Origin of the sequence: Sutcliffiella sp. NPDC057660, assembly GCF_042800035.1 — a bacterium.
In the GTDB taxonomy this organism is placed as follows: domain Bacteria; phylum Bacillota; class Bacilli; order Bacillales; family Bacillaceae_I; genus Sutcliffiella_A.
This window is the reverse complement of record NZ_JBHVHV010000003.1, coordinates 1-25,069: the sequence shown is the minus strand read 5'-3', so window position 1 is coordinate 25,069 and position 25,069 is coordinate 1. Positions and strand designations below refer to the sequence as shown.

Annotated in this window: 24 protein-coding genes; 9 read left to right on the top strand and 15 right to left on the bottom strand. The window is 41.2% G+C overall.

Going from position 1 to position 25,069, the window contains the following annotated elements:
* Positions 1-74: 74 nt before the first annotated feature.
* Entirely contained in the window at positions 75-266 is a 192-nt protein-coding gene (locus tag ACFVAD_RS03355) for an alpha/beta-type small acid-soluble spore protein (protein ID WP_204419739.1), read from the top strand.
* A 140-nt stretch (positions 267-406) separates the two neighbouring features.
* On the opposite strand, the gene ACFVAD_RS03350 is transcribed toward ACFVAD_RS03355, so the two are convergent.
* The 3 genes from ACFVAD_RS03350 to ACFVAD_RS03340 form a co-directional block, all read right to left on the bottom strand.
* The gene (locus tag ACFVAD_RS03350) at positions 407-1,522 is read right to left on the bottom strand and encodes an anti-sigma factor domain-containing protein (RefSeq protein ID WP_386636101.1); all 1,116 of its coding nucleotides are present in this window, start codon (positions 1,520-1,522) and stop codon (positions 407-409) included.
* Positions 1,491-2,273, bottom strand: a complete 783-nt coding sequence (gene sigI, locus ACFVAD_RS03345) for an RNA polymerase sigma factor SigI (RefSeq protein WP_386636099.1) — start codon at positions 2,271-2,273, stop codon at positions 1,491-1,493. Before sigI ends, ACFVAD_RS03350 begins: the two co-directional genes overlap by 32 nt.
* A 478-nt stretch (positions 2,274-2,751) precedes the next feature.
* Complete coding sequence (locus ACFVAD_RS03340) at positions 2,752-3,840, bottom strand: SDR family oxidoreductase (RefSeq protein WP_386636097.1); 1,089 nt, start codon at positions 3,838-3,840, stop codon at positions 2,752-2,754.
* A 170-nt stretch (positions 3,841-4,010) separates the two neighbouring features.
* On the opposite strand from ACFVAD_RS03340, the gene ku reads away from it, so the two are divergent.
* Positions 4,011-4,904, top strand: a complete 894-nt coding sequence (gene ku / locus ACFVAD_RS03335) for a non-homologous end joining protein Ku (protein WP_386636095.1) — start codon at positions 4,011-4,013, stop codon at positions 4,902-4,904.
* Between the two features lie 14 nt (positions 4,905-4,918).
* On the opposite strand, the gene ACFVAD_RS03330 is transcribed toward ku, so the two are convergent.
* Entirely contained in the window at positions 4,919-5,440 is a 522-nt protein-coding gene (locus ACFVAD_RS03330) for a D-glycero-alpha-D-manno-heptose-1,7-bisphosphate 7-phosphatase (protein ID WP_386636093.1), read from the bottom strand.
* A 79-nt stretch (positions 5,441-5,519) separates the two neighbouring features.
* On the opposite strand from ACFVAD_RS03330, the gene ACFVAD_RS03325 reads away from it, so the two are divergent.
* Positions 5,520-7,358 (top strand): DNA ligase D, encoded by a 1,839-nt coding sequence (locus ACFVAD_RS03325; RefSeq protein WP_386636091.1) that lies wholly within the window; start codon positions 5,520-5,522, stop codon positions 7,356-7,358.
* Between the two features lie 89 nt (positions 7,359-7,447).
* Positions 7,448-7,723: a hypothetical protein gene (locus ACFVAD_RS03320; RefSeq protein ID WP_386636089.1), complete on the top strand. Its 276-nt coding sequence runs from the start codon at positions 7,448-7,450 to the stop codon at positions 7,721-7,723.
* Between the two features lie 715 nt (positions 7,724-8,438).
* Here the strand turns inward: ACFVAD_RS03320 and ACFVAD_RS03315 are convergent.
* The 3 genes from ACFVAD_RS03315 to ACFVAD_RS03305 all read right to left on the bottom strand — a co-directional run bounded on the left by ACFVAD_RS03315 (position 8,439) and on the right by ACFVAD_RS03305 (position 11,358).
* Entirely contained in the window at positions 8,439-9,452 is a 1,014-nt protein-coding gene (locus ACFVAD_RS03315) for a YeiH family protein (protein ID WP_386636087.1), read from the bottom strand.
* An 86-nt stretch (positions 9,453-9,538) separates the two neighbouring features.
* A complete protein-coding gene (locus ACFVAD_RS03310; RefSeq protein WP_386636085.1) occupies positions 9,539-10,429 on the bottom strand; it encodes an ABC transporter permease in 891 nt (296 codons plus the stop codon).
* An 11-nt stretch (positions 10,430-10,440) separates the two neighbouring features.
* Positions 10,441-11,358 (bottom strand): ABC transporter permease subunit, encoded by a 918-nt coding sequence (locus tag ACFVAD_RS03305; RefSeq protein WP_386636083.1) that lies wholly within the window; start codon positions 11,356-11,358, stop codon positions 10,441-10,443.
* 225 nt (positions 11,359-11,583) lie between these two features.
* On the opposite strand from ACFVAD_RS03305, the gene ACFVAD_RS03300 reads away from it, so the two are divergent.
* Positions 11,584-12,708 (top strand): mechanosensitive ion channel family protein, encoded by a 1,125-nt coding sequence (locus tag ACFVAD_RS03300; protein ID WP_386636081.1) that lies wholly within the window; start codon positions 11,584-11,586, stop codon positions 12,706-12,708.
* A gap of 38 nt (positions 12,709-12,746) precedes the next feature.
* Here ACFVAD_RS03300 and ACFVAD_RS03295 read toward each other — a convergent pair whose 3' ends face one another.
* Both ACFVAD_RS03295 and ACFVAD_RS03290 read right to left on the bottom strand, forming a co-directional pair.
* A complete protein-coding gene (locus ACFVAD_RS03295) occupies positions 12,747-12,935 on the bottom strand; it encodes a stress protein (RefSeq protein WP_386636079.1) in 189 nt (62 codons plus the stop codon).
* 274 nt (positions 12,936-13,209) lie between these two features.
* Positions 13,210-15,510 carry an ATP-dependent DNA helicase gene (locus ACFVAD_RS03290; RefSeq protein WP_386636077.1) on the bottom strand — a complete coding sequence of 767 codons (2,301 nt, stop codon included), beginning with the start codon at positions 15,508-15,510 and terminating at the stop codon, positions 13,210-13,212.
* A 131-nt stretch (positions 15,511-15,641) separates the two neighbouring features.
* On the opposite strand from ACFVAD_RS03290, the gene ACFVAD_RS03285 reads away from it, so the two are divergent.
* From ACFVAD_RS03285 to ACFVAD_RS03275, 3 genes are read left to right on the top strand one after another with little or no spacing between them, the layout of a single operon-like run.
* Positions 15,642-17,087, top strand: a complete 1,446-nt coding sequence (locus tag ACFVAD_RS03285; RefSeq protein WP_386636075.1) for a spore germination protein — start codon at positions 15,642-15,644, stop codon at positions 17,085-17,087.
* 12 nt (positions 17,088-17,099) lie between these two features.
* Positions 17,100-18,209, top strand: coding sequence for a GerAB/ArcD/ProY family transporter (locus ACFVAD_RS03280; RefSeq protein WP_386636073.1), 1,110 nt, complete (start codon positions 17,100-17,102; stop codon positions 18,207-18,209).
* Positions 18,193-19,332, top strand: coding sequence for a Ger(x)C family spore germination protein (locus tag ACFVAD_RS03275; RefSeq protein ID WP_386636071.1), 1,140 nt, complete (start codon positions 18,193-18,195; stop codon positions 19,330-19,332). The genes ACFVAD_RS03280 and ACFVAD_RS03275 overlap by 17 nt, the downstream gene beginning before the upstream one ends.
* A 55-nt stretch (positions 19,333-19,387) precedes the next feature.
* On the opposite strand, the gene kynB is transcribed toward ACFVAD_RS03275, so the two are convergent.
* From kynB to ACFVAD_RS03255, 4 genes are all read right to left on the bottom strand, one after another.
* The gene (gene kynB, locus ACFVAD_RS03270; RefSeq protein ID WP_386636069.1) at positions 19,388-20,014 is read right to left on the bottom strand and encodes an arylformamidase; all 627 of its coding nucleotides are present in this window, start codon (positions 20,012-20,014) and stop codon (positions 19,388-19,390) included.
* A 7-nt stretch (positions 20,015-20,021) separates the two neighbouring features.
* A complete protein-coding gene (gene kynU, locus ACFVAD_RS03265; protein WP_386636067.1) occupies positions 20,022-21,281 on the bottom strand; it encodes a kynureninase in 1,260 nt (419 codons plus the stop codon).
* 132 nt (positions 21,282-21,413) lie between these two features.
* On the bottom strand, positions 21,414-21,641 hold the full coding sequence (locus ACFVAD_RS03260) for a hypothetical protein (protein ID WP_386636065.1): 228 nt from the start codon (positions 21,639-21,641) through the stop codon (positions 21,414-21,416).
* Positions 21,642-21,773: 132 nt separating this feature from the next.
* Positions 21,774-22,340 (bottom strand): hypothetical protein, encoded by a 567-nt coding sequence (locus tag ACFVAD_RS03255; RefSeq protein WP_386636063.1) that lies wholly within the window; start codon positions 22,338-22,340, stop codon positions 21,774-21,776.
* A 94-nt stretch (positions 22,341-22,434) separates the two neighbouring features.
* On the opposite strand from ACFVAD_RS03255, the gene ACFVAD_RS03250 reads away from it, so the two are divergent.
* On the top strand, positions 22,435-23,040 hold the full coding sequence (locus tag ACFVAD_RS03250) for a hypothetical protein (protein ID WP_386636061.1): 606 nt from the start codon (positions 22,435-22,437) through the stop codon (positions 23,038-23,040).
* A gap of 39 nt (positions 23,041-23,079) precedes the next feature.
* Here ACFVAD_RS03250 and ACFVAD_RS03245 read toward each other — a convergent pair whose 3' ends face one another.
* The gene (locus ACFVAD_RS03245; protein ID WP_386636059.1) at positions 23,080-23,811 is read right to left on the bottom strand and encodes a phosphatase PAP2 family protein; all 732 of its coding nucleotides are present in this window, start codon (positions 23,809-23,811) and stop codon (positions 23,080-23,082) included.
* Positions 23,812-23,903: 92 nt separating this feature from the next.
* Positions 23,904-24,719: a GNAT family N-acetyltransferase gene (locus ACFVAD_RS03240; RefSeq protein ID WP_386636057.1), complete on the bottom strand. Its 816-nt coding sequence runs from the start codon at positions 24,717-24,719 to the stop codon at positions 23,904-23,906.
* Positions 24,720-25,069: the final 350 nt, after the last annotated feature.

The window sequence follows — 25,069 nt, the reverse complement described above, 5'->3', positions numbered from 1 at the left end:
TGATTGTTTCTTTTGCCTCATACTAACTATACAACTTAACTACAAAAGTTGTATATAAAAAAGGAGTGATTACCATGGCTAGAAGCAGCAACAAGTTATTGGTTCCTGGTATAGAACAGGCTTTAGATCAAATCAAATACGAAATCGCTCAAGAGTTTGGCGTAACACTCGGTTCCGACACAGTATCCCGTTCAAACGGTTCTGTCGGTGGAGAAATTACCAAACGCCTAGTAGCTCAAGCACAATCCCAACTTAAAGGAAAATAATTAAATAAATTGGCGAGTCCCAGGGCTTTAGGCTCTGGGATTACTTTGTTGCAGATTCAAATAAACAAGAAGAAGACTCCCGATTTAAGGAGCCTTTCTGAAAATATTATAAGTTGGATAATAGCATTAGTCAAAATTAATTAGTGTCTGTCTTTGTCTCGGTTATGATGGTCGTTATTGTTTTGCCCACGCTCATTTTTTCTATCTTCCTTACGTTGGTTCTGCTCTTCTTTTCTTTCCTCACGTCTTTGTTCCCGTTCTTGTTCCCGTTCTTGTTTTCGTTCTTGTTTTCGTTCTTCTCTTTGATCCGGTTTTTCCCCTTTTTCCTGCTCGCGGTATTCTTTTTTCTCTTCTTTAAGGTTGTCACGATTTTCTTTTCTTTGGTCCTTTGTTTCATCATGCAGCTGTTTTCTCTCTTGTTTTCCTTCTGCATCTTTCCAATTTTTGTTCGGAACTGCTTCAGGAAGTTGCGGCTTTTCCAGCTCAGTTTTCACCTTTAGTTGCTCAACTTCGCTAACTTTGCTTGGTACAACCTGAATTTCCTCTTTCAATTCTGTTGCTTTTGACGTATCTTCAGAATCGACCAGTTCCGTTTTACGTTCGTTTTGAACATATGTACCAGGAGAAACCCCTTGCTTAATTGCTTCATCACGTTTTTCACTCGTAGTCTCTATTGTGGTTACACTGATGTTTTCCACCTGGAAATTTTTAGATAATGATGTTATTTCATTTTGGATTTTCTTTTTCAACACCAGATTTTCGCTGTCTGGGAGAACAGATGCGATGACAATCTCCCCACCTGCCTTGAGATAGCCGTCTTGGCGAATCAACTCCATGATGTCAGAAGAAACTTTACTTAGATCTTCATTTTTCCAATCGCCCAAACGGGGTAGCAGCAATTTTGCTTCATCGTTAAAGGCATCAATGGAAACCACCTGCATATTCTTATTCAGACCCAACTCCAGGCTTGGATTCACATCCAATGAAACGTATGCATAAACTTGATTGTTTACATATTTCGGATAGAAGGACAGGAACAAAACTGCTGCAGTAAGCATTGTAACAATAGCCCACTTCATCTTGAGAAAAGATGACAGTTTCCTCTTTTCCGTTGCGCCCCTATGTAAAGGAAAAAAAATGATTTCCTCCCCGATATCCACTTGCCCCTTTTGTTTTCTGGACTTCAAAAACTCTCCATCCGGGGTGAGCATTGTGACATAGTCATCATGAACTTCGAGCACAATCCCTTTTTTCAACCGTAACCGCCCCTTTTAAATAATCTTTCAAATATATATAATCCCCCGATAAAATAATGGATACCGCGATAATGTATTTCCGGTTACGTTCTATTGTTTTTCTGCTCACATCAACCAAACCTTCAAGGTGTTTCATCGGCAGCATCTTCTTCTCAAAGAGATGCTTCTTCAACTCCTGGTTTTGAACCAATGTATGCGCAACCTCTATAGCATTTTGGCGGGCATCCGCGTGCTTTGGTGAACATTCCAGAAGGTCTGAAAAAGTAAGACCAAAATCTTTAAGGACAGTCTGGTAGTATAGAATTTCTTCTTTACGCTGCTCCTGATGGATTTGCTTCTGGAATTCTTCGACTGATAAAGTTGCTTCAATCTTATTTGATGCATAATCATCCTGATCAACATCCTGCTCTGACATCGTTACCGTTATGTTTTTGCTTTCTTTTCTTATATAATCGATCACCCTGCGTTTGATGATCAATTCTGCAAAGGATAAAAGGGAACTTCCCTTGTCTTTTGAGTATTTTTCAATTGCTTCATTAAATGCAATCAATCCTATGCTGAATTCATCATCCGTCTCATTTATATATCTTTTACAGACAGAGGATACAGCCTTTGCGATAAATGGTTTATATTTACTAATTAATTGGTTTTGTAATTGTAGATTGCCAGCTTGAATCTCTAGCACTTCATCCTCGAGGGACTTGGTGCGTCGCTTGCCGATTTTAAAAAGTAGGCTCAGCACTGGCCTCACCTCTCTCCCTGCTTAATGAATCATGATATTTTAGTATCTATGAGTCCATATATTAAGCAAATTTTAAGAAGGAGGCTTTTTCATTATCTCGAAAAAGACACCTTTCTATATATAAAGGTGACGTTTTCTCTAGAAAATGTCAATGTAAAAACCTGTTAAGACACTTTTGTGCAACAAAGTTGCACAAACCCTTTTTACTGTTTTGTTTCCCTTTCTTATGTAATGACCCTAAATGCGAATAAAATAATCCAATTTCAACCATGAAAGTTGCTATTTCTGCTTAATTCCTCCTTTTACATTTTATGAAAGCTGTTTCACTATCACCAAATGTTACGCGAATGTTTCAATTTTTGCGGGGGAGAAACAAAAAATAATTTTATAATACTTCGAATTACCCAACCCTGCCGTGTCAATATGATTACTAAATTACAAAAAATAAGAAGCCAACCCGGACGTTCAGGCTAGCTTCATTCCTTATTTAGCTAATCTGAATATGTTTTGTCCGGTTGGACTTGTGCTCGTTATAATACTTCACCATACATTCTGCAGTTTCTATAAAAGATGGACAGTTGATTTCGGTTTCCGTTAAAATCCTTCTCGCTTCTGAACAATCAAAGCTACCCTTCCAAGTGAAATAGTCTAATGCCTGTCGTTCGACCTTCAACCACTTTCTTGCAGTTGGGACACACAAAAATGATTTCGCAAGTGTAAGAGGAATGGATCCTTTTGGAGCTTTTTGAAGGTGAATTTCAGTCAAAATACTGTAAGCCTCCCTAATTGTGATAGGCGACGGGTTCGTTAAATGCAGGGTTTTCCCTTCAGCCTTTTCCGAAAATGCAAGATGACAGGTTCCCTTTACAATATAGTCAATTGGTACAACATTAAACTCCGCTTCCCCTCTTCCAAGGTGTGGTATGAACGGCAGGAATTTCAGGGTATCAAGAAAATTCAGTATAAAATAGGGCCCATCAAACTTTATTGTCTCCCCTGTCTCGCTGTGCCCCTTAACGATACCTGGACGGATAATTGTGGTAGGAATCACCTGTTTCTCCATCTCAACCAGCACCTCGGCAAGATATTTTGTATGCTCATAATGATTTTTAAAACCCGCTGAATGCTCCAGCTCCTGTTCATAGATGATGCCTTCTCTCAGACCAGCGATATATGCTGTACTAAAATACACAAACCTCTTCAGGTTGGATAATGTTTTAAGCCATTCAAGAACCTGCTTTGTCCCATTAACATTTACTTGATAGGCGATTTCCTTTTTTACGGCCAAATCATAGACCGCTGCCAAATGGAAAACATAATGCACCTCTTGCCTTAACAAGGCTAATTCCTTGTCATTTATCATCAAATTCGGCTGAGTAATATCACCTTCAATGAGCGTAATGCTTGTACCAGGATATTGGCGCTGAAAGTTTTGTATAATGGGGATTGCCTGGCTTTTCATTGTAGGAAGCACCAACAAATACAACTTTCTCAGCTGCTGTTCTTCACTCAGTAATTCTTTCACCAGCTCCTGACAGATGAATCCTGGAAACCCCGTAAAAAAATAACCGCACATAATTTCCCTCCTTCCAATATTTGAAATACTCTTCTCTTTTTTTCAGGATAAACTAACAGGAAGCACAAAAAAAGTGCTTTTATCTAAAAGCGCAACCTAGTGCGGAAATCAACAGCGGTGTTTAATGTAGCCAAATAATTAAAATAAATGTGAAAAGTAAGGTGAGAACCATGCATACTATGTGGAAGGGCTCAATTAGCTTCGGTCTTGTCAATATCCCCATAAAAATGTATTCTGCAACCGAGGACAAGGATATCAAGCTTCGCACTCTTCATAAAGAGTGCAATACCCCAATCAAGTATGAAAAGGTCTGTCCGAATTGCGATAAAGAGGTGGATACAAGCGACCTTGTTAAAGGATATGAATATGTAAAAGGGAAATATGTCATTTTGGATGATGAAGAACTGAAACAATTGAAAGAACAACACGAGGATAAAAGCGTGAAAATCATTGATTTTGTGAAGCTTAAGGACATTGATCCCATCTATTTCAACCGATCCTACTTTCTGGGACCTGGCGAAAACGGCAGCAAGGCTTACTCTCTTCTCCGCGAAGCGCTGGAAAGCTCCCAAAAAATAGGGGTGGCGGAAATTACGATCCGCTCCAAGAAGCAGCTTGCGATTGTTCGGGTATACCAAAATTGCCTGGTCATGGAAACCGTTCATTATCCGGACGAAGTGAGAGAAGTTGGCGAAGTACCAAGTGTGCCGGAAAAAGCGGATGTGAACGAACAGGAATTGAAGACGGCCATCATGCTGATCGACCAGTTGACCACCGAATTCGATCCAGAAAAATACCATGATGACTATCGGGAAGCTGTCCTCGCTCTAATAGAAGAAAAAGTGAACAACCAGGAAGGAACTGCAACACCCAATGACGCGGGAGGCAAAACCAATGTCGTTGATCTTATGAGCGCCCTTCAGGCGAGTATAGAGCGCACTAAGGATCAGGAATTGAAACCTGCCAAAAAGAAAACAGAAGCAAAGAAAACTGCTGAGCCAAAAAGCGAGAATGAAAAAGCGAAACCTAAAAAACGTACAACACGCAAGAAAGCGACCAGCTAAACAAGCTGGCCGCTTTACTTATGGTTAACAAGCCATTGCGCAGCATCCAACAAGGAAGCGAAATGGTAATCAGCCACCCCGACTTCGTCCCCGATGAATACGGTTCTTGTTCCTGCCGCATTTCCTGCCTCTATATCGACTTCCCTGTCCCCTATCATATATGACCGTGCTAAATCGATTTCATGACTTTCCGCAAGATCAACAATCATCTTCGGCCCAGGCTTTCTGCACAAACACCCTTCATGCGGCTTATGGATACAGGCTGCCACTTCCTCAATTCTTCCCCCGGCAGCACTGATCTCTTTAAGCATATACCTATGAATATCCTCGAGCATGTGGCTTTTCATAAAGCCAAGGCCCACTCCTCCCTGGTTGGTAACGACAAACAGCTTGAATCCCGCTTCAGTCAGTAATCTTATCCCTTCCAAAGATCCAGGAAGAAAGTGGAAATCATCGGGGTTATTAACAAATTTGACCCGTTTTGTCAGTACTTCATTGATAACGCCATCCCGGTCAAGAAACACTCCTTGGTACAAAACATCACCTTCTTGACATAGTTTTATTTTTCTAAAGCAAAATAGATGTAAAGATAATCAAGAGGAAAGGATTTCTACAATGGTTAAACCTATGCTATTGAGTTTACACCGTGATCCTCCAATCGGGGAAGACTGGGTGTATGAAGTAAAATACGACGGATTTCGGTGTCTTCTCTTCCTTGAAAAGGATAATATCTCGCTACAAAGCAGAAATGGTAAGTTATTGAACAATCAGTTTCCTGAAGTGGTAAACTTCCTGGGAAACCTACTGAAAAATGACGTTATTCAGCAGGCGCTCCCATTAATTTTAGACGGGGAAATAGCCATTCTCGCCTCTTCGGAGAAAGCCGATTTTTCTGCCATTCAAAAGCGGGGCAGAACAAAAAAAACAGAAAAAGTTGAAGCACTCGCTCATTCCATCCCTTCAACATATCTGGTCTTTGATTTGCTGCACATGAAGAATGAATCACTTTTTGATACACCGTTATTCAAAAGAAAGGAAAAACTGAAGAATCTTTTTTCCACCTTACAACTGCCATTATCTCCAACTGCAGACAGCTCCTCCCCTTTACAATATGTCCCTTTCCATAAAGAAGCAGACACTCTTTGGGAGAAAATTAAGATGGAGGATGGAGAAGGCATGATAGCTAAGAAGGTAAGGAGTCTTTACCGACAAGGCAAACGAACCAATGACTGGATCAAAATAAAAAACTATAAGATCATTACTTGTTTCATTACTTCGTATCAAAAGGAAAATGGTTTTTTTCATGTTGGACTTTATAAAAATTCCGGCATCGTCCCTATCGGTCTCTTTTCCCACGGGATGAGTACAGATGAACGCCAAGCACTCATATCGGTAATAAAAGAGAACAGCTATAAAGAAGATAGTCATTTCATATATGTGGAGCCTGGAATTTGTATTGATCTTTATTATCTGGAGCTGTATCAGGGTCAACTGCGGCACCCGGAATTCTACCGCTTCAGGTTTGACGTCCAAGTGAAGGATTGCAGAATTGAAAACCTCCAGAAAGCGGACATCAACCTCCCAAAGTCGGTGACTGTCACCCATCCGGAGAAACCTCTTTGGAAGGATGAATCTGTGACAAAATTAGATTATCTACAATATTTAAAGGAGGTTTCACCATACATTCTCCCTTTTCTGAAAAATCGGCTACTGACTACAATCCGCTTTCCACATGGAATGTTCGGTGAGGGCTTCTACCAAAAGAACTGTCCTGATTATGCCCCTCCATTTGTAGAAACATCACTTGAGGAAGGCATCCGATATATCGTATGCAATAATCTCGAAACCCTTCTATGGCTTGGAAATCAGCTGGCTCTGGAATTCCACATCCCTTTTCAGAAGATTGGAGACAGTTCCCCTTGTGAAATTGTATTTGATTTAGATCCTCCGTCCGTGGAACATTTCTCCGGGGCAGTTAAAGGCGCAATTATGATGCAAAAGGTATTTGAACAACTGGAGCTTCAGGCCTTTGTGAAAACCTCAGGAAGAAAGGGGCTGCAAGTTTATCTCCCTCTTCCTGAAAAGACGTTCACTTATGAAGACACGAGAATTTTCACGGAATTCATCGCACAGTATCTTGTAAGCACAGAGCCGGACATATTTACAATTGAGCGCTTAAAAAAGAGGCGAGGAAATAAAATCTATGTAGACTATATCCAGCACGGAGAAGGAAAAACCATCATTTCCCCTTACTCTTTAAGAGGAAATACTAAGCCTACAGTGGCCGCACCCCTGTATTGGAGCGAAGTGAATACAAATCTAAGACCGGAGTTTTTCACGGTCTTTAGTGTAATGGAACGTTTGAAAGAAAAGGGCGACCCTTTCAAGGACTACCTAAAATCCCAAGCTCAGCAACCCTTCGAACAGGTTCTCTCCTTTTTGAAAAAAGTATAGGATGTCAGAGGTTTGGAAAAAATGGTCATTAAAAGAAGGAAGCTCTATTCAGTCTGTGAATCGGCTTCTAATTGGGAAAGGTGATCATTTTGCAGGCCTTTGCGATAGTCCATCCAATCATAGAAATGGACCAGACCTTAATATTGGAGTTTGTGGATGAAACAGAGCCGGTGGAAAGTCGTCGATACCGGCTCTATCTCCAAAAAACTACGTTGCAGGAAGTTAAGCTGATTGTCTATCGGCCCAATCTGGATAACTGGCAGGACATCACATCCATGCTGTCCCCATTTTATCTGGCGTCCCTCCGCAATGTACTCTTACAGCAGATAGATATGCCGTCTGAAAGAGAGGATATCATCTCATAAAAACCAAGCTGACCTTCAAAATGGTGAGCTTGGTTTTTGTGACTTGAATTGAATTTAATAAGGATTTCTCTCTTATATATTGTTGCTTTAAGAATAGGACTGGGCTAAAGATAAGATGGTAACATTAAACACCCTGTTGGTCTCCGTTACAGGCGGCAGCGATCGCGGGCGGCCTCGGGAGCCTCCTCGGCGCTTTGCGCCTGCGGGGTCTCCCTTGACACGCTGCTCCCGCAGGACAAGGAAGGCTCCGGCAGCGATACATCGCACGCAGAAAATGCTTGCATTTTCAAGGAGTCTCACACCTTGCACTACAACCAACAGGGGTGAATCAAAGTATAAAATTTGCTTTACTAAGATAGAAAAATTGGATTTTGTCTCAATTTTTTATTTCAGTAACCAATTTGATTGACTTTAAAAAACTTCATTTTGGCAAATAAAGTTTAACACGTGAGTTGATTGTAGCGGAGGACACTTGACTCCTGCGGGATAGTAGAGGGCATGGGAGACCCCACAGGCGAAGCCGAGGAGGCTCCCATCCGTCCCCGGGGAATCTTGTGTCCCTCGCTGCAATCAACGGACTACATTTGATGTGTATATTTCATCTAAAGCAACAATGAATGCGAAAACAGCCTTTTATAAAAAAATGCTGAATCTGGATACGACGAAAACGCTTTCAATCAAACCCGCTAAAAAAAGCACCCTGAGTCCCAGGGTGCTAATCAATCATATTTAAAACATAGATCAAGCTTAATGTCGCTACAAACACTGAGGCGATAAACCCAGCAATAAAAGGCTTCAAGCCCAATGCACGAAATTTCTTCCATTCCACCTGAAGGCCGACGCCAGCCATGACCATGATAATCAGAAACTTGGCAACAGATCCAAGCCAAGCGCTTACTCCTTGTGAAACAACACCGACAGAATACAAAGTGCTCATGACAAGGAACCCGATGATAAATAAGGGAAATGCCCCTTTAATGCTGGCACTTTCATCACTCTTATTTACAATGATAAAAGAAATGGCGAGCACCAACGGAAGAATGAACAGAGTCCGTACAAGCTTTACTGTTGTAGCGACTTCCCCGACGTCCTCTCCTACAAGATATCCGACAGCAACAACCGATGATGTATCATGGATGGAGGTCCCAATCCAGATTCCAAACTGCAGGACAGTAAGATCCAGCCACTGACCAATCCACGGATATAGCAGCGTTGCCAATATATTGAAGAAGAAAATCGTGGAGATTGCATAGGCTGTGACTGTTTCCTTTGACTGAATGACCCCTTTCACAACAGATATCGCCGTTGCTCCACAAATGCTTGTACCTACTCCAATCAGTAAGCTTAGCATTTTATCGATTTTCAGAATCTTTCCTGCCAATAGGGTCACTAGAATACCGCCGGTCACTACCAGCAAAATAACTAATATGGACTGTGAGCCTATATCCAATATGCTACCTATGCTTAACGTCGCACCTAACAGTACAATCGCGACTTTCAACATTTTTTGTACAACAAATTGGATTCCTGGTAGAAACCTCTCATTCAGCTTAAAGCTGTTCCGCAGTATAATCCCAAGCAGGAGCGCAAAAATGACTCCACCTATGGCCGGAAAAAGATTTCCAAAAGCTTTTCCTGCCAAAGCAATCAGGAAGACGAAAATGGTTCCAGGCAACCATGCAGGCAATTTATGAGTAAACATTTGCATATTATCTTGATTTGTTCCCATCGTTATTTCTCCTAACGAACTATTTTTCAGACACCTTTATTATTCTAAAGAACAAAAGAAAAACTGTCGAGAATTTTCGACAGTCTTTAGGCTTCTAAACGATGGAAATGTTTTCTCAGGCCCTCTCCAAAAATATTGAATGTCAATACAGCAAACGCCAGTGCCAAGGCCGGGAAGAACGGAATCCAGAACGAGCGGATGACATCGCCTCTCGCCTCACCCAGAAGAGTGGCCCAGTTAAAACTCGTATTCATGATTTCCCCGGATCCGTAGGAAAGCTGGACAAATTCCTGAGTAATAAAAATACTGAAAATCCCCAGCTGTCCGATCAATAACGCAATCCTCCCCAAATCAAGAAAGAACTGAACAATCAGTTCAGGTAATGCATTCGGAATATAGTACTTTGTAAACAATGTAAACGAGGAAACCCCTACTGTGATACCAGCTTCCACATATGGAGTGCGTTTGATTCGATAAAACTGATTTTGCAGAACCGTGCCGACACGTCCCACTTCAATGCAAGCAAGAATGATAATAGCCCAGATAAAGCGATTATCGTTGAACACAAATATTGGAAGGTTCAATAGGATGATTGCAGAAAAGATAACAGGAAGTGCAGAGAAAATCTGGTGCCAGCCCTGCAGGACCCAGTTTGCAGGACCTTTTTTGTTAATCGACAATAATGCCAGCAGCATGGCAATGCTATACCTCAATATAGCAACTCCCAGAATCAGAAGCAGGGTATCCTTGGCACCTACAACAATAACACTTAGTAAATCCCTGCCCTCTCTATCTGTGCCGAAAAAATGTTTTTCCGAAGGTTCAAATGGCGCGGTTTCAATGCCATCCTGCGTAAAGACGACCCGTTTGCTTTCCAGTACCGTATCAATGAAAGGTAAGAATGGACCAGCCAACGTTACCAATACCAAAAAGAGTAAAAAGGAACTCCCCACAATTAACGTCCAATTCCGTTTCATCTAACTATCACCTACCTTGGTTCTACGAGCTTCAGCACGAAAAGGCTGATTAGCTGAGAAATAAACACAATCATCATGAAGCTTAATCCGAACCCGATTATCAATCCCGACTCATTGATAAACTTCATACTTCCTGAAAGGGCCCTGCTTACATCAAATGCCTGAAACATCCGATAGGCTGCACCCCGGTAGTCCAATAAATACTCCACAATCAATAGATTTGACAAGAGATAAAGCATCATCGCAGGCAAGTTGGAAAATATAGGATAGAGACTGTTGCGTAGCATATGCTTCCACAGCACCTTTTTACCGGTCAGTCCCTTTGACCTTGCCACTTGAATATAAGGCTTTCCTTTTTCGTTGCTTAGTGCAGCGGATGTGATCCTTGCCACATACATCATCGGATACAAGGATACCAGAAAGGCGGGCAGCAAAAAGCTGTACCAATGATCGTGCCCGAAGATCCTTATCGATGGGAGGTAGAAGATGATCAACCATTGCAGACAGATTAATAGAAAGAAATCAGGAATCGACTGGACAATCCAAGTCAGTCCTTTACCAAAAATATTCCATCCACCCCATCGATCATAAAAATCATAAATTCCCTTCAGGACCCCAAAAATCATCGTAATCATAAAGGCGGTGATGATAACCTTCAGACTTCTTGCCATATGTAAACCAATTTCTTCTTCGGCCGGATTATTGTATCTCGTAAAACCCAGCGTCCCTCTGTCTGTCACGTCATCCAAAAACAGGGATATATTATGCCTATAGGCCTCCCAAGAAAATTCGTAGCCATACTCAAGCGTCATCGCATTACCTGATACACCAATATCAGGAGACCTAGGGAATAGAACTGCTAACATCAGAAGAATTGCTACAAAAAGAAAGAATAGAAACGATTTCGTGATATTCCATGTTATTTGCATAATAGCCCCCATTTTACGAAAACCGAAATAAATATAGTAAAATACTACCACTATATTATTTTGAATTCTATAAAAATATATATTTTTCAAAAAATAGAGAGTTCTTTATCAATTGAAATACGGATCTGAAAGTAGTATTATTATGCTTTATAATAGATTGATAGACATGATGAATTACGGAGCCAAGCAGCTTCGAACATATTGATCTATGGGAGGTCTAAACCTTTGAGCAAATTCTTAAATGGCTTTACCGAAACATTTACTTATGATTTCTGGACAGATATGGATTTCTGGATGGATCTGGGTGTTGCCCTTCTGATTCTGTTCTTCTTTCTCTTATGGAGAAAACTGTTCACCAAATATTTTTTCAAAATGATCCTGTCACTATCCAAAAAGACACCAACCGATCTATTTACTTATATAGTAATAGCCTTTGATAAACCGGTACGTACCTTCTTTGTGATATTAGGTCTGTTCTTCGCTTTAAAGGCGGCTCCTTTTGAACTGATGGAGGCAGCCACACTATCAAGGCTGATGCGCTCTTCCATCATTTTCTTGATTGCATGGGGAGTATTCAATTTTATCCCTTCTTCATCCGTACTTTTTTCGAAGCTATCTACTAAATTGGACTTTGAAGTGGATAAGATTGTGATGCCTTTTTTCACCAAGGTATTACGCTTCATTTTAATCGCATTGACATTGAGCATTGTTCTTGAAGAGTGGGATTATAATGTAGGCGGTTTTGTTGCAGGACTTGGACTTGGAGGGTTAGCGTTTGCACTTGCCGCTCAGGAATCCATCAAAAACCTCTTAGGCGGATTCATCATCGTGACAGAAAAGCCTTTTACGATGGGTGATTGGATTAAAACTCCTAGTGTGGAGGGGGTTGTCGAGGATATCTCTTTCCGAAGCACAAGGATCCGAACCTTTGCCCAAGCAGTGGTTACTGTTCCAAATGCCACGCTTTCGAATGAGCCCATCACCAATTGGTCGAAAATGGGCAAGCGTCAGATCACTTTCGAGCTTGGACTCCAATATGATACTTCCAGAGTAAAACTTGAAACGGTAACTCGACGAATCGAACAGCTGCTCCGCGGCCATTCGGAAGTACATCAGGAAACCATTCTCGTTCGATTTGATAATTTTGGGGCTAGCAGCATGAATGTATTCATCTACTTCTTTACCAGCACTGTCATGTGGGCAGAATTTCTGAAGGTCAAAGAAGATGTGAATTTCAAGATCATGGAAATCCTGGAAGAGGAAGAAGTGGTCATCGCCTTCCCTACCCGGACTCTTCATATCGGGAAAGATGCACAGCAGGAGCTGAAAAAAGAGTATAGTGTAAATTAATCAAAAAAACCTAGTTCTCCTCAGGAGACTAGGTTTTTTTAAATTTCTTTCCGTTTTGCATTCCATTTCCTGCTGGGCACATCATAATAAAAATAGTTATATTCATCCTTTAATTCGGTTGTTGTCATGCCCTCCAATATAAGCGAGTCATAAACTCCAATCAGAAGGAGCTTATTGATATAATATTCCCTTTGCAGTTCCAAAGCCTTTTTTAAATTTCCCTTCATGGGCCATCACCCTTAAACAAATGTTTAACCATATCATAGCCAACAAATATTGATTTCACATAAAGGGAATGTAAATTTTTATAAAAGAATGGTCCTGTTAAAAACCGCTGTTGATTTCCGCACTAGGCTGCGCTTTCCGCGGGGCGTTAATGGAGCCTCCTCGGCTTCGCCTGCGGGGTCTCCACTAAACGCCACCTCCCGCAGGAGTCTTCGCCTATTGCTCCAATCACCAGCTAGGCAAATTAACATAAAGTCTTTAACAAGCATAAGTGTTTCAAACTCTCAGATCTTTGAAGTTCTGCCATTCAGGGGGAAGCAGTCTTCGATATTTGGAGGTGTAGTAGCGGTCATCGATAAGCAAGATAAAGCCAGAATCCTTTTCGGTTCGGATTAATCTACCGCCGGCCTGCTGCACCTTATTCATACCGGGATAAACATAGGCAAAATCAAAACCATCGTAGCCCTGCTCCTCGAAATGTTCTTTCATGACATTTCTTTCCAAAGTGATCTTAGGAAGTCCGACACCGATAATGGCAACTCCATTCAGTCGGTCTCCAACTAGATCGATGCCCTCTGCAAATACCCCACCGAGAACTGCAAAACCGAGCAGCGTATCCGTGCGTGCCTGGAAATTTTTCAAAAAGACTTCCCTGTCCGCCTCAGTCATTGCAGGCTGCTGGACAATCGTCCTCACATGATCAGGCAAATCGGTTTTCATATAAGCATCATATACCTGCATTAAATACTCATATGAAGGGAAGAACACCAAAAAGTTCCCTTCCTTTGAATGAAAGGTTGAAATGATCGATCTGATAATCGGCTCGATGGATTTGTCCCGATTACGGTATTTTGTGGAAACTGCATGACCATACACCTCAAGCTGCTCCCTTTTGAAGGGGGATTCAATAGAAATATGATAGTCCTCTTTTTCCCCGCCGAGCACTGTCTGATAATAGCCGAGCGGCTGCATCGTAGCTGAGAAAAACACAGTGGCAAAAACCTTCTTCGTTAAAGATCTAATCACAGAAGATGGGTCGAGACATGCGAGCTTCACATGTACTTCACTTTTATGAATAGTGACTATCGTCTTGAAGTTCGCATTGTATTCTTTTGCCACTCTTATAAAGGCCTGTCCGTCATAGAAGCAAGTCAGTACTTCTTCATAACCTGCACCAGAAGTGTTAGCCTTGAGCCATCTTTCACATTCTTCCACCAGTGCTGCCACAAGCTCAACAATGTGGTGCGGCTTCTCTGGTAAAACAAACAAATTTTCATCAAGCAGCTCTTTCCTCCACTCCAACAGACCATCATTTACCGCTTTAAGCTTTCCATAAAGCTCTTTGTCTATGTCTTTCATGATTCTGCCTGTTTGCAGGAACACCGATTTGGAAATGGAGGCAGAGTACATCTCCCTGGCGCGGTCTGCAAGATTATGCGCTTCATCAATCAGGACGATGGTGTCTCTATGGAACTCACTCCATCTCTGCATCCTTACTTTTGGATCAAAGAAGTAATTATAGTCACAGATAACAGCATCGGCATACAACGCAAGGTCGAGGGAAAATTCAAAAGGGCAAAGCTGATGCTTGCGGGCATATGCCTCGATTACCTGTCGGTTCATGATCAGCTCATTGGCCAGGATGTCTTTCAGGCCATCTTTAAGTCTGTCATAATAGCCATCGGCAAAAGGACAGAACTCCTTTTGACAGCGAACCTCTTCCTGAAAGCAGACCTTTTCCTTTGCAGTTATGGTAACCACTTTAAGATGCAAACCGTTTTCGATTAATCGTTGAAAAGCTTCTTCCGCCACCTGCCTTGTTACCGTTTTGGCGGTAAGGTAAATCATTTTCTCGCACTCTTTTTCTCCGATGGCAAGCAGAGTGGGATAGATGGTCGAAATCGTCTTTCCGATCCCGGTGGCAGCTTTGGCGAAAAGCCGCTTCTTTTCCTTAATAGTTTTAAATACCGCTTTGGCTAAATCCTTCTGCCCCTCCCGATAGCTTGGAAACGGGAAAGAAAGTTGTTTTAGACTCTCATTTCTAAGTTGTACGGAGTCAAGTATGGTCCCCATAAAGTCCATATATTCCATTACAATGCCTTCCGCATAGTCCTCGAGTTCATTCAAGGAATAGTTTTTCGTGAAAACCCTCTCCTCCAGGCTGTCCCGTTTGGCAAAAAGGAGTCGCACAGAAATATTTTCAAGCTCCTGCTTTTTGGCATAAATATAGGCATACATCTTAACCTGGGCCCAGTATGTCGGAAAATCTTCCTCCGTCAAATTGGACAGCTCTCTTGCAGTTGTCTTAATTTCTTCGATGATCGTTTCTTTTTCATCACGGAAAATCCCATCGCATCTACCTTCGATCTGAAGAAGAATTGACTGGTATGCATAGTCGATTGACAGATGCACTTCTTTTTCATAATCTTCGCCACGACTGCCCTGAAGACGCTGATGTGTTTTCGTCCCTTCCTGCATGATATTCGTTCCAACAAAACGGGAGTCTATGCTGCCGCCCATCTCTGCAAACTCCACAAGCTTTCTGACAGATATCTTAAGGGAAACATTCTTATCCATTCCATAACCCCTACCGTTCACATAATAGGTCAAGTATAACAAAAGAATATTGGAAGTAATGCATAAATATTTCATGAACTCAGGAAAATATAGTAATTGGGTAGTTTAGTAAAATCGGAGGTGTAATTTTCATGACACAGAAGAAAGCGAATGGGGTGCTTTCTACAAATCTTGATGAGAATATCATGATTCTGCGGGAAGCGTTTGTTCATTCCGAAGACTTCGTCGTGGATTATACACCCTATCAGGAGAAGGATGCGTTTCTTATTTACATAGAAAGTATTACAGAAAAGAAAATAATTGAGCAGGAAATAATAAAACCAATTCATATCAGCAACTCGGACAATGTTAAGGAATTGCTTCCTCAGGCATTTATCAAAGAAACAAGTAGTATTAAGGAAATCTCAAAATTTCTTTTGGAAGGGAACTCCATCTTGTTACAAAGAGATAACTCTCTTGCGATGATCTTCCAGTCACAGCTGCTGACAGAAAGAAACATTACTGAACCCGGAAGCGAGACCATTATCCGAGGGGCACATGAAGGCTTCGTCGAAACATTAGGCACCAATATCTATCTGATACGAAAGAGGCTTCAAAACCCAAAATTGAAAATCAAGTATTTTTCAATCGGCAACGACTCCCATACAAAAGTGGCAATGATTTACCTGGATCATTTAGCAAACGGGAAAACTGTCGCCAACTTGGAAAAGCGTCTATCGGACATCGATACAGATTACATTTTGGCACCTGGGCATATTGAGGAATATATCAGCGATAATGTATCCATTTTTCCCACCCTGTTAAGTACAGAGAGGCCTGATAGGACGGTTGCAAATCTTATGGATGGGCGGATTGCAGTTATTGCAGATAATAGTCCGAGCGCTTTAATTGCACCAGTAACATTTTTTTCTTTCTTCCAATCGCCGGATGATTATAATAGCAGGTGGTATTTCGGCTCTTTTATCAGGTTTTTAAGAATTATGGGTTTCCTTATAACAATTGCACTTCCCGCAACTTATATAGCGATTGTTTCCTACCATTATGAAGTGCTCCCCACGGAGATTGTGGTTTCCATTAAATCTTCCCTGGAATATGTGCCGTATCCGCCACTCGTGGAAGCGTTGGCAATGCAAATAACCTTGGAGATTTTGCGTGAGGCATCAATCAGACTTCCAAACCCCATTGCCCAGACTATCGGGGTGGTTGGTGGACTTGTAATCGGAACAGCCGTAGTGGAAGCAAACCTGGTATCCAATACGATGATTATTGTTGTTGCCATCACTGCCATTTCTTCGTTCGTTGTTCCAATCTCTGAAATGGGTTCATCCATTCGCTTGCTCGGATTTCCATTCATGATTTTGGCGTCACTGTTCGGGTTTATTGGAATGAGCTTTTTTTTGATGTTTGTACTGATACACTTGTGCAAATTGGAATCATTCGGCACGCCATTTTTCGCACCATTTACCACTTTAAGATTTTCGGAGATGAAAGATACCATTATCAGGACCCCACTGCCTTTTTTCAAATCCCGACCAAGTGATACACAACCAAGAATGAAGAAAAAGACGAGAACCTAAGGAGAATTTTTCATGCTAAAGGCAAGTGAGAAATCAATAAGCCAAGGTCAGCTTTATTTTATTATCATTCAGTCGCAAATGGGTGTCGGAATTCTATCCCTCCCCTTTGCTGTTCATAGTACAGCCAAGGGGGACGGCTGGATTTCCACAATACTTGCTGGTATTGTCCTGCAGATATGGTTACTTATTTTTCTGACCATATCTAGATGGTTTCCTGAGAAAAACATTTATCAAATCATGAAGCATCTGTTCGGAAAGTTCATTGGTTCCATTATGATTGTTGCCTATATACTTTACTTTACTGCTGTAGCAGCCCTTGTAGCTGTCCTGCAGACAGGTCTCATCAATAAATGGATTCTCACATTGACACCTTTTTGGATTATTTATATATTAATTATCATTGTAGCGGTATACCTGGCTACAGATAACATTTTAACGATTGCCAGGTTTTTCAGTTTGTCCACTGGAGTTATTCTATTCTTCATCCTACTGGTCTCAACCGTTTATCGCGATGCAAATTTAGCTTATATACTACCGGTAGGGGAAGGCGGCATAAAAAACATTTTCATTGCAGTAAAGGATGTACTTATCGCCTTAACTGGGTTTGAAATTATCCTGATGATTTATCCACTCTTAAAGGATAAAAGTAAAACATTCAAAACACTCACCTTAGCGAACGTCACTACCATATCCATCTACACCTTTCTCGTTTTCACGAGCTTGATTATTTTTAGCCCGGTGGAAATGACATTAGTGCCTGAGCCAGTGCTCTATATGTTAAAGGCTATTTCTTTTGAGATTATTGAAAGGCTTGACTTGATTTTCTTGTCCATATGGGTCATACCGATGACAAATTCCTTTATCATTTACTTGTACCAAGCCAGCAAAGGGTTGAAGGAGCTGTTTCATGCTGAGTCCCATTCCCCGTTTGTACCTATTATCGTTATTCCTATTTTTATTTCAGGCTTCTTCTTGCAGGATAAATTCGTTATTCAGAAGATAGACTCCTTATTCCAATACATCATCTACTCATTTGTCTTTTTCTTGCCAATCTCCTTATTGATTTTTGGATTTTTCAAGAAAAAAAATAGAAAGGAGAAAAAACATGTCCCGTCAACGTAAGCTTTCCGTCACCATTACCATGATAGTCTGTCTTTTGCTTCTTACGTCCTGCTGGGATCAACGTTTACTAAAAGATTTAAAGCTTGTGTTTACAGTTGGATTTGACAAGGGGGAAAACGAAGAAATACTTTCCTCGATTGCAATTAGAGAATCGAAAAAAGTCAGCATCGGCGGTGAGCCTGGAGAGGCGACAGTTGCTATTGTAAAGGCATCAGGAATTACACTGAGGGATACCCGGTTGCAGCTGGATAGGAAAATACCTGGTGAGTTCTCTCCCAGCAAGATGAGGGTATATCTAATCGGTGAAGACCTGGCAAGAGAGGATCTGTATTCCATACTTGATATTCTATACCGAGATCCACGAGCACCACTTGGAGCAAAGCTTGCCATCACAAAAGGTAATGCGTCCAGTGTTATTGAGATGGGAACCATTAAAGAAACATTGCTGACCGAAGCTGTAACCGACCTTTTGGAAAATGGCGAAGAAAATACCATTATCGCAAATGAAACTGTCCAAACGATTTGTCCTATAATGTTTGATCCATCTTCTGATTTTGTTTTACCTGTTATCGAGAGAATAGAACCTCATGATATACAGATTAGCGGAGTCGGACTAATCAGCGGTAAAGTCTTTACCGGGGATATTCTGCCCCCTTCTGATGCAACAATATTGCTGCTGATGGCTGGCCATAAGGGGAAGAAAACTCAATTGGTCCTTAATGTACACGGAGATGAAAAGATTGTAAGAAATCAGTATATGACTATAAATATAAATAAGTCTAAACCCACCATTAAAATCCAGGCAGATTCTCCTGATTCCATAAAGGTTGAGGTGCACCTTGAGTTAAGCACCTCGATTGCAGAATATCCCAAGAACAGCCCTCTAGATAAACAAAAAGTGGACAAGCTGGCTGAAAAAGCTGCTGCAATCATTGAAGAGAAGTCCAATCCCATCATCGCAACAATCCAGGAAGCCAATAGTGATGTTCTAAAAATCGGTGAGGAACTCCGGGTGCACCACCATTCAATCTGGGAAGAATTAAAATGGAGGGAGACCTATCCAAATATCGAAATAATCCCCAAGATAAGTGTGAAAATAACAGGGACCGGAATAATCAACTAATTCTGACAATTTTAATGACCTCGGACACTTTCTTATCCGAGGTCATTAAATGCAACTATTCCCCTACAAGCACCGCTCTTACAGGACTGCCATCTGCACCGGCTATTTTTAAGGGCAGTGCAATCAACTCGTATTCCCCTTCCTCCACGTCCCTTAAATCAATCCCCTCCAGAATGGCGATGTCCGCTTCATGAAGAAGATGATGTATGCTAAGTTCTTTACTATCCAACTGATCAACACTCGGGAGGTCTACTCCAATCAATGGAACAGACATTTCTTTTAAAACAGCCACTGCTTCAGGATTCAAAGAGGGAATACTCCCAGGAAATGCCGCTTCATCCTCCCAAGAGTCTGTCTTAAATAAAACACGTTTCTTCTCATGTCCTTTTAACAGCTCTTTCAATTTCCCACGATCCAGCCCCTTAAGCTTGGACACCTTCAATACAATTGCCGGACCAATAAAAACAGACAGTTCAAGCTGGTCGACCTTTGCTCCATTCTCATCAAAATGATAAGGTGCATCCACATGCGTCCCAGTATGTACACTCATTTCGATGCTTCCCACATTAACAGACCCCGATTCTTCTTTTGTCCAGTTCAGGGAATAGGAGAATGGTGTATCACTGGGCCATGTTGGTGTTTCGGTATGAAGTTTCCGTGAAATATCGTATATGATCATCATGATCCTCCTAGGCTACTACTTCTCGTTCATTTGAGAATTTTTCGTAATGCTTATCCTGCATGATATCTTTCAGAATGGCGACCATCCGATAAATCTCTTCGTACGTTGTGTATAGGGCAACCGGTGCCAGCCTTATAATGGAAGGCTTTCTGAAATCAGGGACCACTCCATGCTCCTTTAAAGATTTGCATATCCTTGCAGCTTCCGGATGCTCAAGGCTCACATGGCCACCTCTATAGCGGTCCTCGGTAGGATTGGCAATGACAAAATGGTATTCCGACAGCTCCTGTTCAATGAGGTCCATCAGGATTTTTGTTTGATGCAGCGATTTTTTTCGGATCCTATCCATTCCGACCTCTTCAAACATTCTAAGTGATCCAAGTAACGGTGCCATGCTGAAAATATGCGGTGTACCAATCTGATAGGTCCCACTCGTATCAGCAGGTGTAAAGTGATGCTCCATGTCAAACTGCTTTTCTTTCTTGGAACCAAACCAACCAGTTAGACCAGGTGTCCGGCCATTGTGCTTTTCATGAACGAAAAGTGCTCCTACTCCTCCAGGACCTGAATTCAAATATTTATAATTGCACCAGTAGGCAAAATCCACATCCCACTCATGAAACTGATGAGGAATCGCACCAACTGAGTGGCAGCCATCCCACCCCACCAAAATTCCATGTTTATGGGCTTCGTGTGTTATCTTTTGAATATCTAATAATTGGCCGCTACGGTAAAGGACAGTCGGCAAAATGAGTAAAGCAACCTCCTCGTTCAACGCAGCCAATATATCGTGCTCATCTATAACCCTTCCATCCCTGCTTTCCACTTGAATGAGATGTTCTGCAGGGGCGTATCCTTTCAACTTCAACATACTCTGGATGGCATAGATATCAGATGGGAAATTCAATGCGTCAGCGACAATTTTTGTTCTACGCCCTTTTGGTTCATAAAATGTCGCAAGAAGCTGATGCAGGTTACCGGTTGTGGAGCCCGTTACGATGACTTCTTCCTTTTTTGCCCCAACCAATGGCGCACTCAATCCCCCAAGACTTTCAGCAAAATAGAACCAAGGGTTATCCCCTTTCATCCATCCGTCGATACCTAGATTCTTCCACGAATCAAGTATGTCGAGCAAAGCTTGTTCCGCTCTTTTTGACAATAAACCCAGTGAATTGCCATCAAGATAAATTCCATTTTCATTTATGTAAAATTCATTGCGATAGCCCTTTAGATCATCCTCGCTATCCCACTTTTTCATTTTCTCCATTGTAATCCTCATATGAATCTACCACTCCCCTTCATTCTTATTATCTCATTTTTCTGTGAATGCAAACAAGCAATACTCCAACAAAAGGGGTAGAAAAAGTCATATAAAAAGACCCTTCATAAGAAGAGTCGATTAGATTACATTTTGTGTAAGTTCAAAGAAAAGTGCATGCATTTTCTTTTCGGCCAAGTCGTTTACTCTGTTTCTTGTCTGCAAGGAAGGATTGCCATTGATTCGAAAGCTATAGTCAAGAATTTCTGGATGATGTTCTGAATACATAAACTCAATTTTCACTTTATGACCATCGGATTCCATAATAAGGGTACATACCTTATTCCCCATAAATTCTGTGATTTTCACTATGATTCCTCCTTCTCTCCTTTCAACACATTACTATTTCTACAAAGAAGGACAAAAACCTTTATATATTATCTAATTTTTCAAACTTTTTAATCCAATAAAAAAAGGAAGGCGTGAAACCTGTCGCCTACCTCAGAAATTATTCTTCAAATGGTTATTTGCTTTTCTTATATCGCGGTTATTCCCAAAGGCATGTGTGACACCCCAAATGGTTGTATCACCCTCTTCTTCCGTCACTTCATTTAACGTCACATCCAGGTCATGAAAAATTCGGTGCAGATAACGAAGGGCCGTTCTGTCTCCCTCCCTTTCCACAAGTAAAATAAATCCATGAGCATTTTCCATATCATTGAGTATCTTGGATGGGGCAAATCCTTCTGTCTTCATCCAATTGACTGCAGCTTTAAGTTCCTTCCACTCGTCAGAGGTAATCAGACTACGGATGTTCGTCGTTTCCACGCCTCCCCATCCTGTAATATCATTAAGATAGCTATGCTGGACGCTTAATGTCTCTAAAGTGGTTACCTCGCGATCTGGCTGGTAGATAACACTTTCCTCATATTCCTTATGCTCGATTTCCTGTACAGAAGCTAAAGTGGTGGAGGAAAAAAGCGATCCTTCATCGATAAAATCGAAAAAATGATATCCCACTAGGCCTACTATTAAAATAAATAATAGATTCAACATATATTTAAACAAGGAAGTCACTCCCTTTCATTCTTAATTAATAGGTTTCTTTTTGCTCATCTTCCTGTTTCTTGGTAGGATAAAAGAAAAACAACAGGTGAAGCTTATGAAAAAACAATCAACTATCTTTATTATCGTCATTCTTCTACTAATGTTAATAGGTTGTCAGGAACAAAATGAACCTTCTACAGATGCCCCACTAGATAATTTTTTTGCTAATACTGAACTCAACTACGGGGAATATGTTTTTATTTTTGAAGATGTGGTAGCGCGAGCCAAAGCCATGGATCTTGCGGATAAAACATTGGAAAAGTGGGTGATAAGAGCGCTCGGTGATGAGAAATTATCAAATAAGAGGGATTTGACACCAGATGAGGCTTTGAAAATAGCCAAGAAAAATCAGACAGAAAACCAAGCCTGGATAACTGTGGCAGAAGAGAAATACGAAGTGAAAGTAACAGAAGAAGAACTGGATCAGTGGATATCAGCAGGGCCAGATCAAAGTGATATACCTCAGCAAAAAGCGTTTGCGGATGCATTGAAGCTTTCTATAGTGGAACTGAATCATGAATTCGATCGTGAGCTATATAAACAAGCCCTTTCATGGGAAAAATTGATACCGGTCCTGGAGAAAAAATATGAAACCAATGATCAAGAGGTTTTGCTCGACAAGTACATGGAGCAAGTAGAACAAGAGAAGAAATCCAAATGAAAAGAGGACAGGGGTATGATGACATCCCTGTCCTCTTTTTCAATTTCTATGAGAAATCAAGTTGCCTATAAAAGCTCGTTTTCCTTTTATCTTTGAAACTTCCAAGGAAAAGAGGCAAAATAACAGCCATATCGTTCCTACGGCAAACCCTCCCAGAATATCACTCGGGTAATGGACATCCAAATAAACTCTGCTCAACCCTACAAAGACTGTAAGGAACAGCAATCCGGTAATTACAGCGATTCTACCGATGATAATTTTTCTTTCCCTAGCAATCAAATAAATCAAGAATCCATAAAGTATGATACTACCTGTAGCATGGCCGCTAGGGAAACTGAACCCATGCCCATCATAGGCCGGATTTAAAGATGGGCGAGGACGCTGGAACATATGTTTCAACAGCAGGACGAGAAGTCCTCCACCACCATTTGCAATGATGAAAAACAGGACACCCCATCTATCCTTTCTGTAGAACCAGAGGAATACTGCAGTGATTGCTGTAACAGAAGCAATCCACCATACCGATCCAGCTTCTGTAATAATTTTCATTTTCGCAAATACCAGATCATATTCATGTAATCGAAGGAAGCTCATGATCGCCTGATCGAACGCAAACTTTTCCTCTTCCATGACCTCATCTGCCAGTTCCAGAAATAACACCCCGGCTGACACACTGACTGCCATACCAAGCAGAACTAGAAAGATGGCAACCCATTTTTCTCTTAAATAACCAGAGTTCAACGATTTCATTAATAATTTCGTTATCTTCAAGACGCTTCATCCTATCACAACAATTTTTTCATAATATTTCTTATATTCCACTATGAAAAATTGATAAACGTCCTAAAAACGAATGAATAGTTTCAGCCCTTCATTTTATTATACGAATACATCATCCAGAAGCCGATATCCTGAAAACCGATCCGCTTATAAATGGCTCCCGCTGCTGGATTATCATAAAACAGGCACAATTCTTTCCCTTCCTGGAGTAATTGATGACAAAGCTTTACCATGCATTGCGTGGCATATCCCTTTTTCTTATATTCAAGCAAGGTCGCTACACCGACAACCATTGCTGATAAGGAATTTTCGGCTGTAGTGGAAGCAGTAGAAACCATTCTTCCATCTTCTTTTATAAAGTAAGATCGAGATACCCCTTTCTCAATCCCCCTGCGCTTTCGTTCGACAGTAATAATGGAGTCGCTGAATTCCGGAACGCCATTCAGCAGCTCCACCAGTTCCTCCGCATCCTCAGGGACAGCCAGGTACACATCAGTCGTTGATACATTTTCCGTTGTGGAAGAATTCAGTTTGGTGCATTTCGCATAATAGGTCTCTCTTTTACGCTTAAGTCGGCCACTTAAGAATGGCTCCAATCGTTCCGTTATGTCTTTAAGGCCAGACATCATGGAGAAATCCGGATCCTGCAGCATAATTTCCGCAAAACCCTCCGCATCAAAATCCCTCTGCTGCTTTGCGTAAGGAATAAAATTTTCCTGGTATTTTAGCAGCACTGCACGAAGTTCTCCGTTCTCGTCGAAGTCCCCCCATAGCTTTTGAAAATCCTGTTCATAGCCATACGCTTCGATATCACCTATAATGAATAAATTTTCTGCAGCTTGTTCCTTCACTAGGTCGTAGCAGATTTCATGATCTGCTTCCGTTAGTTGTCGAATCATTTCTCTTCCTCCTATACAAGGTTAGAAAATTCCAACCTAAAAGAATATTCTCATATTTTACTTGAGAGTTGTAATTCTTGGAAGAGTTTTTTTTGAAGGAAGATTGCATGATGGACTTTTTGAGCACGCTTCACCATGGAAAGGTCCTTCATTTGCTTTATGATGGACTTTTTGAGCACGCTACACCATGAAAAGGTCCTTCATTCGCTTTATGATGGACTTTTTGAGCTTCCTGCACCATGAAAAGGTCCTTCATTCGCTTCATGATGGACTTTTTGAGCACGCTACACCATGAAAAGGTCCTTCATTTGCTTTATGATGGACTTTTCGAGCTTCCCTCCACACAATAA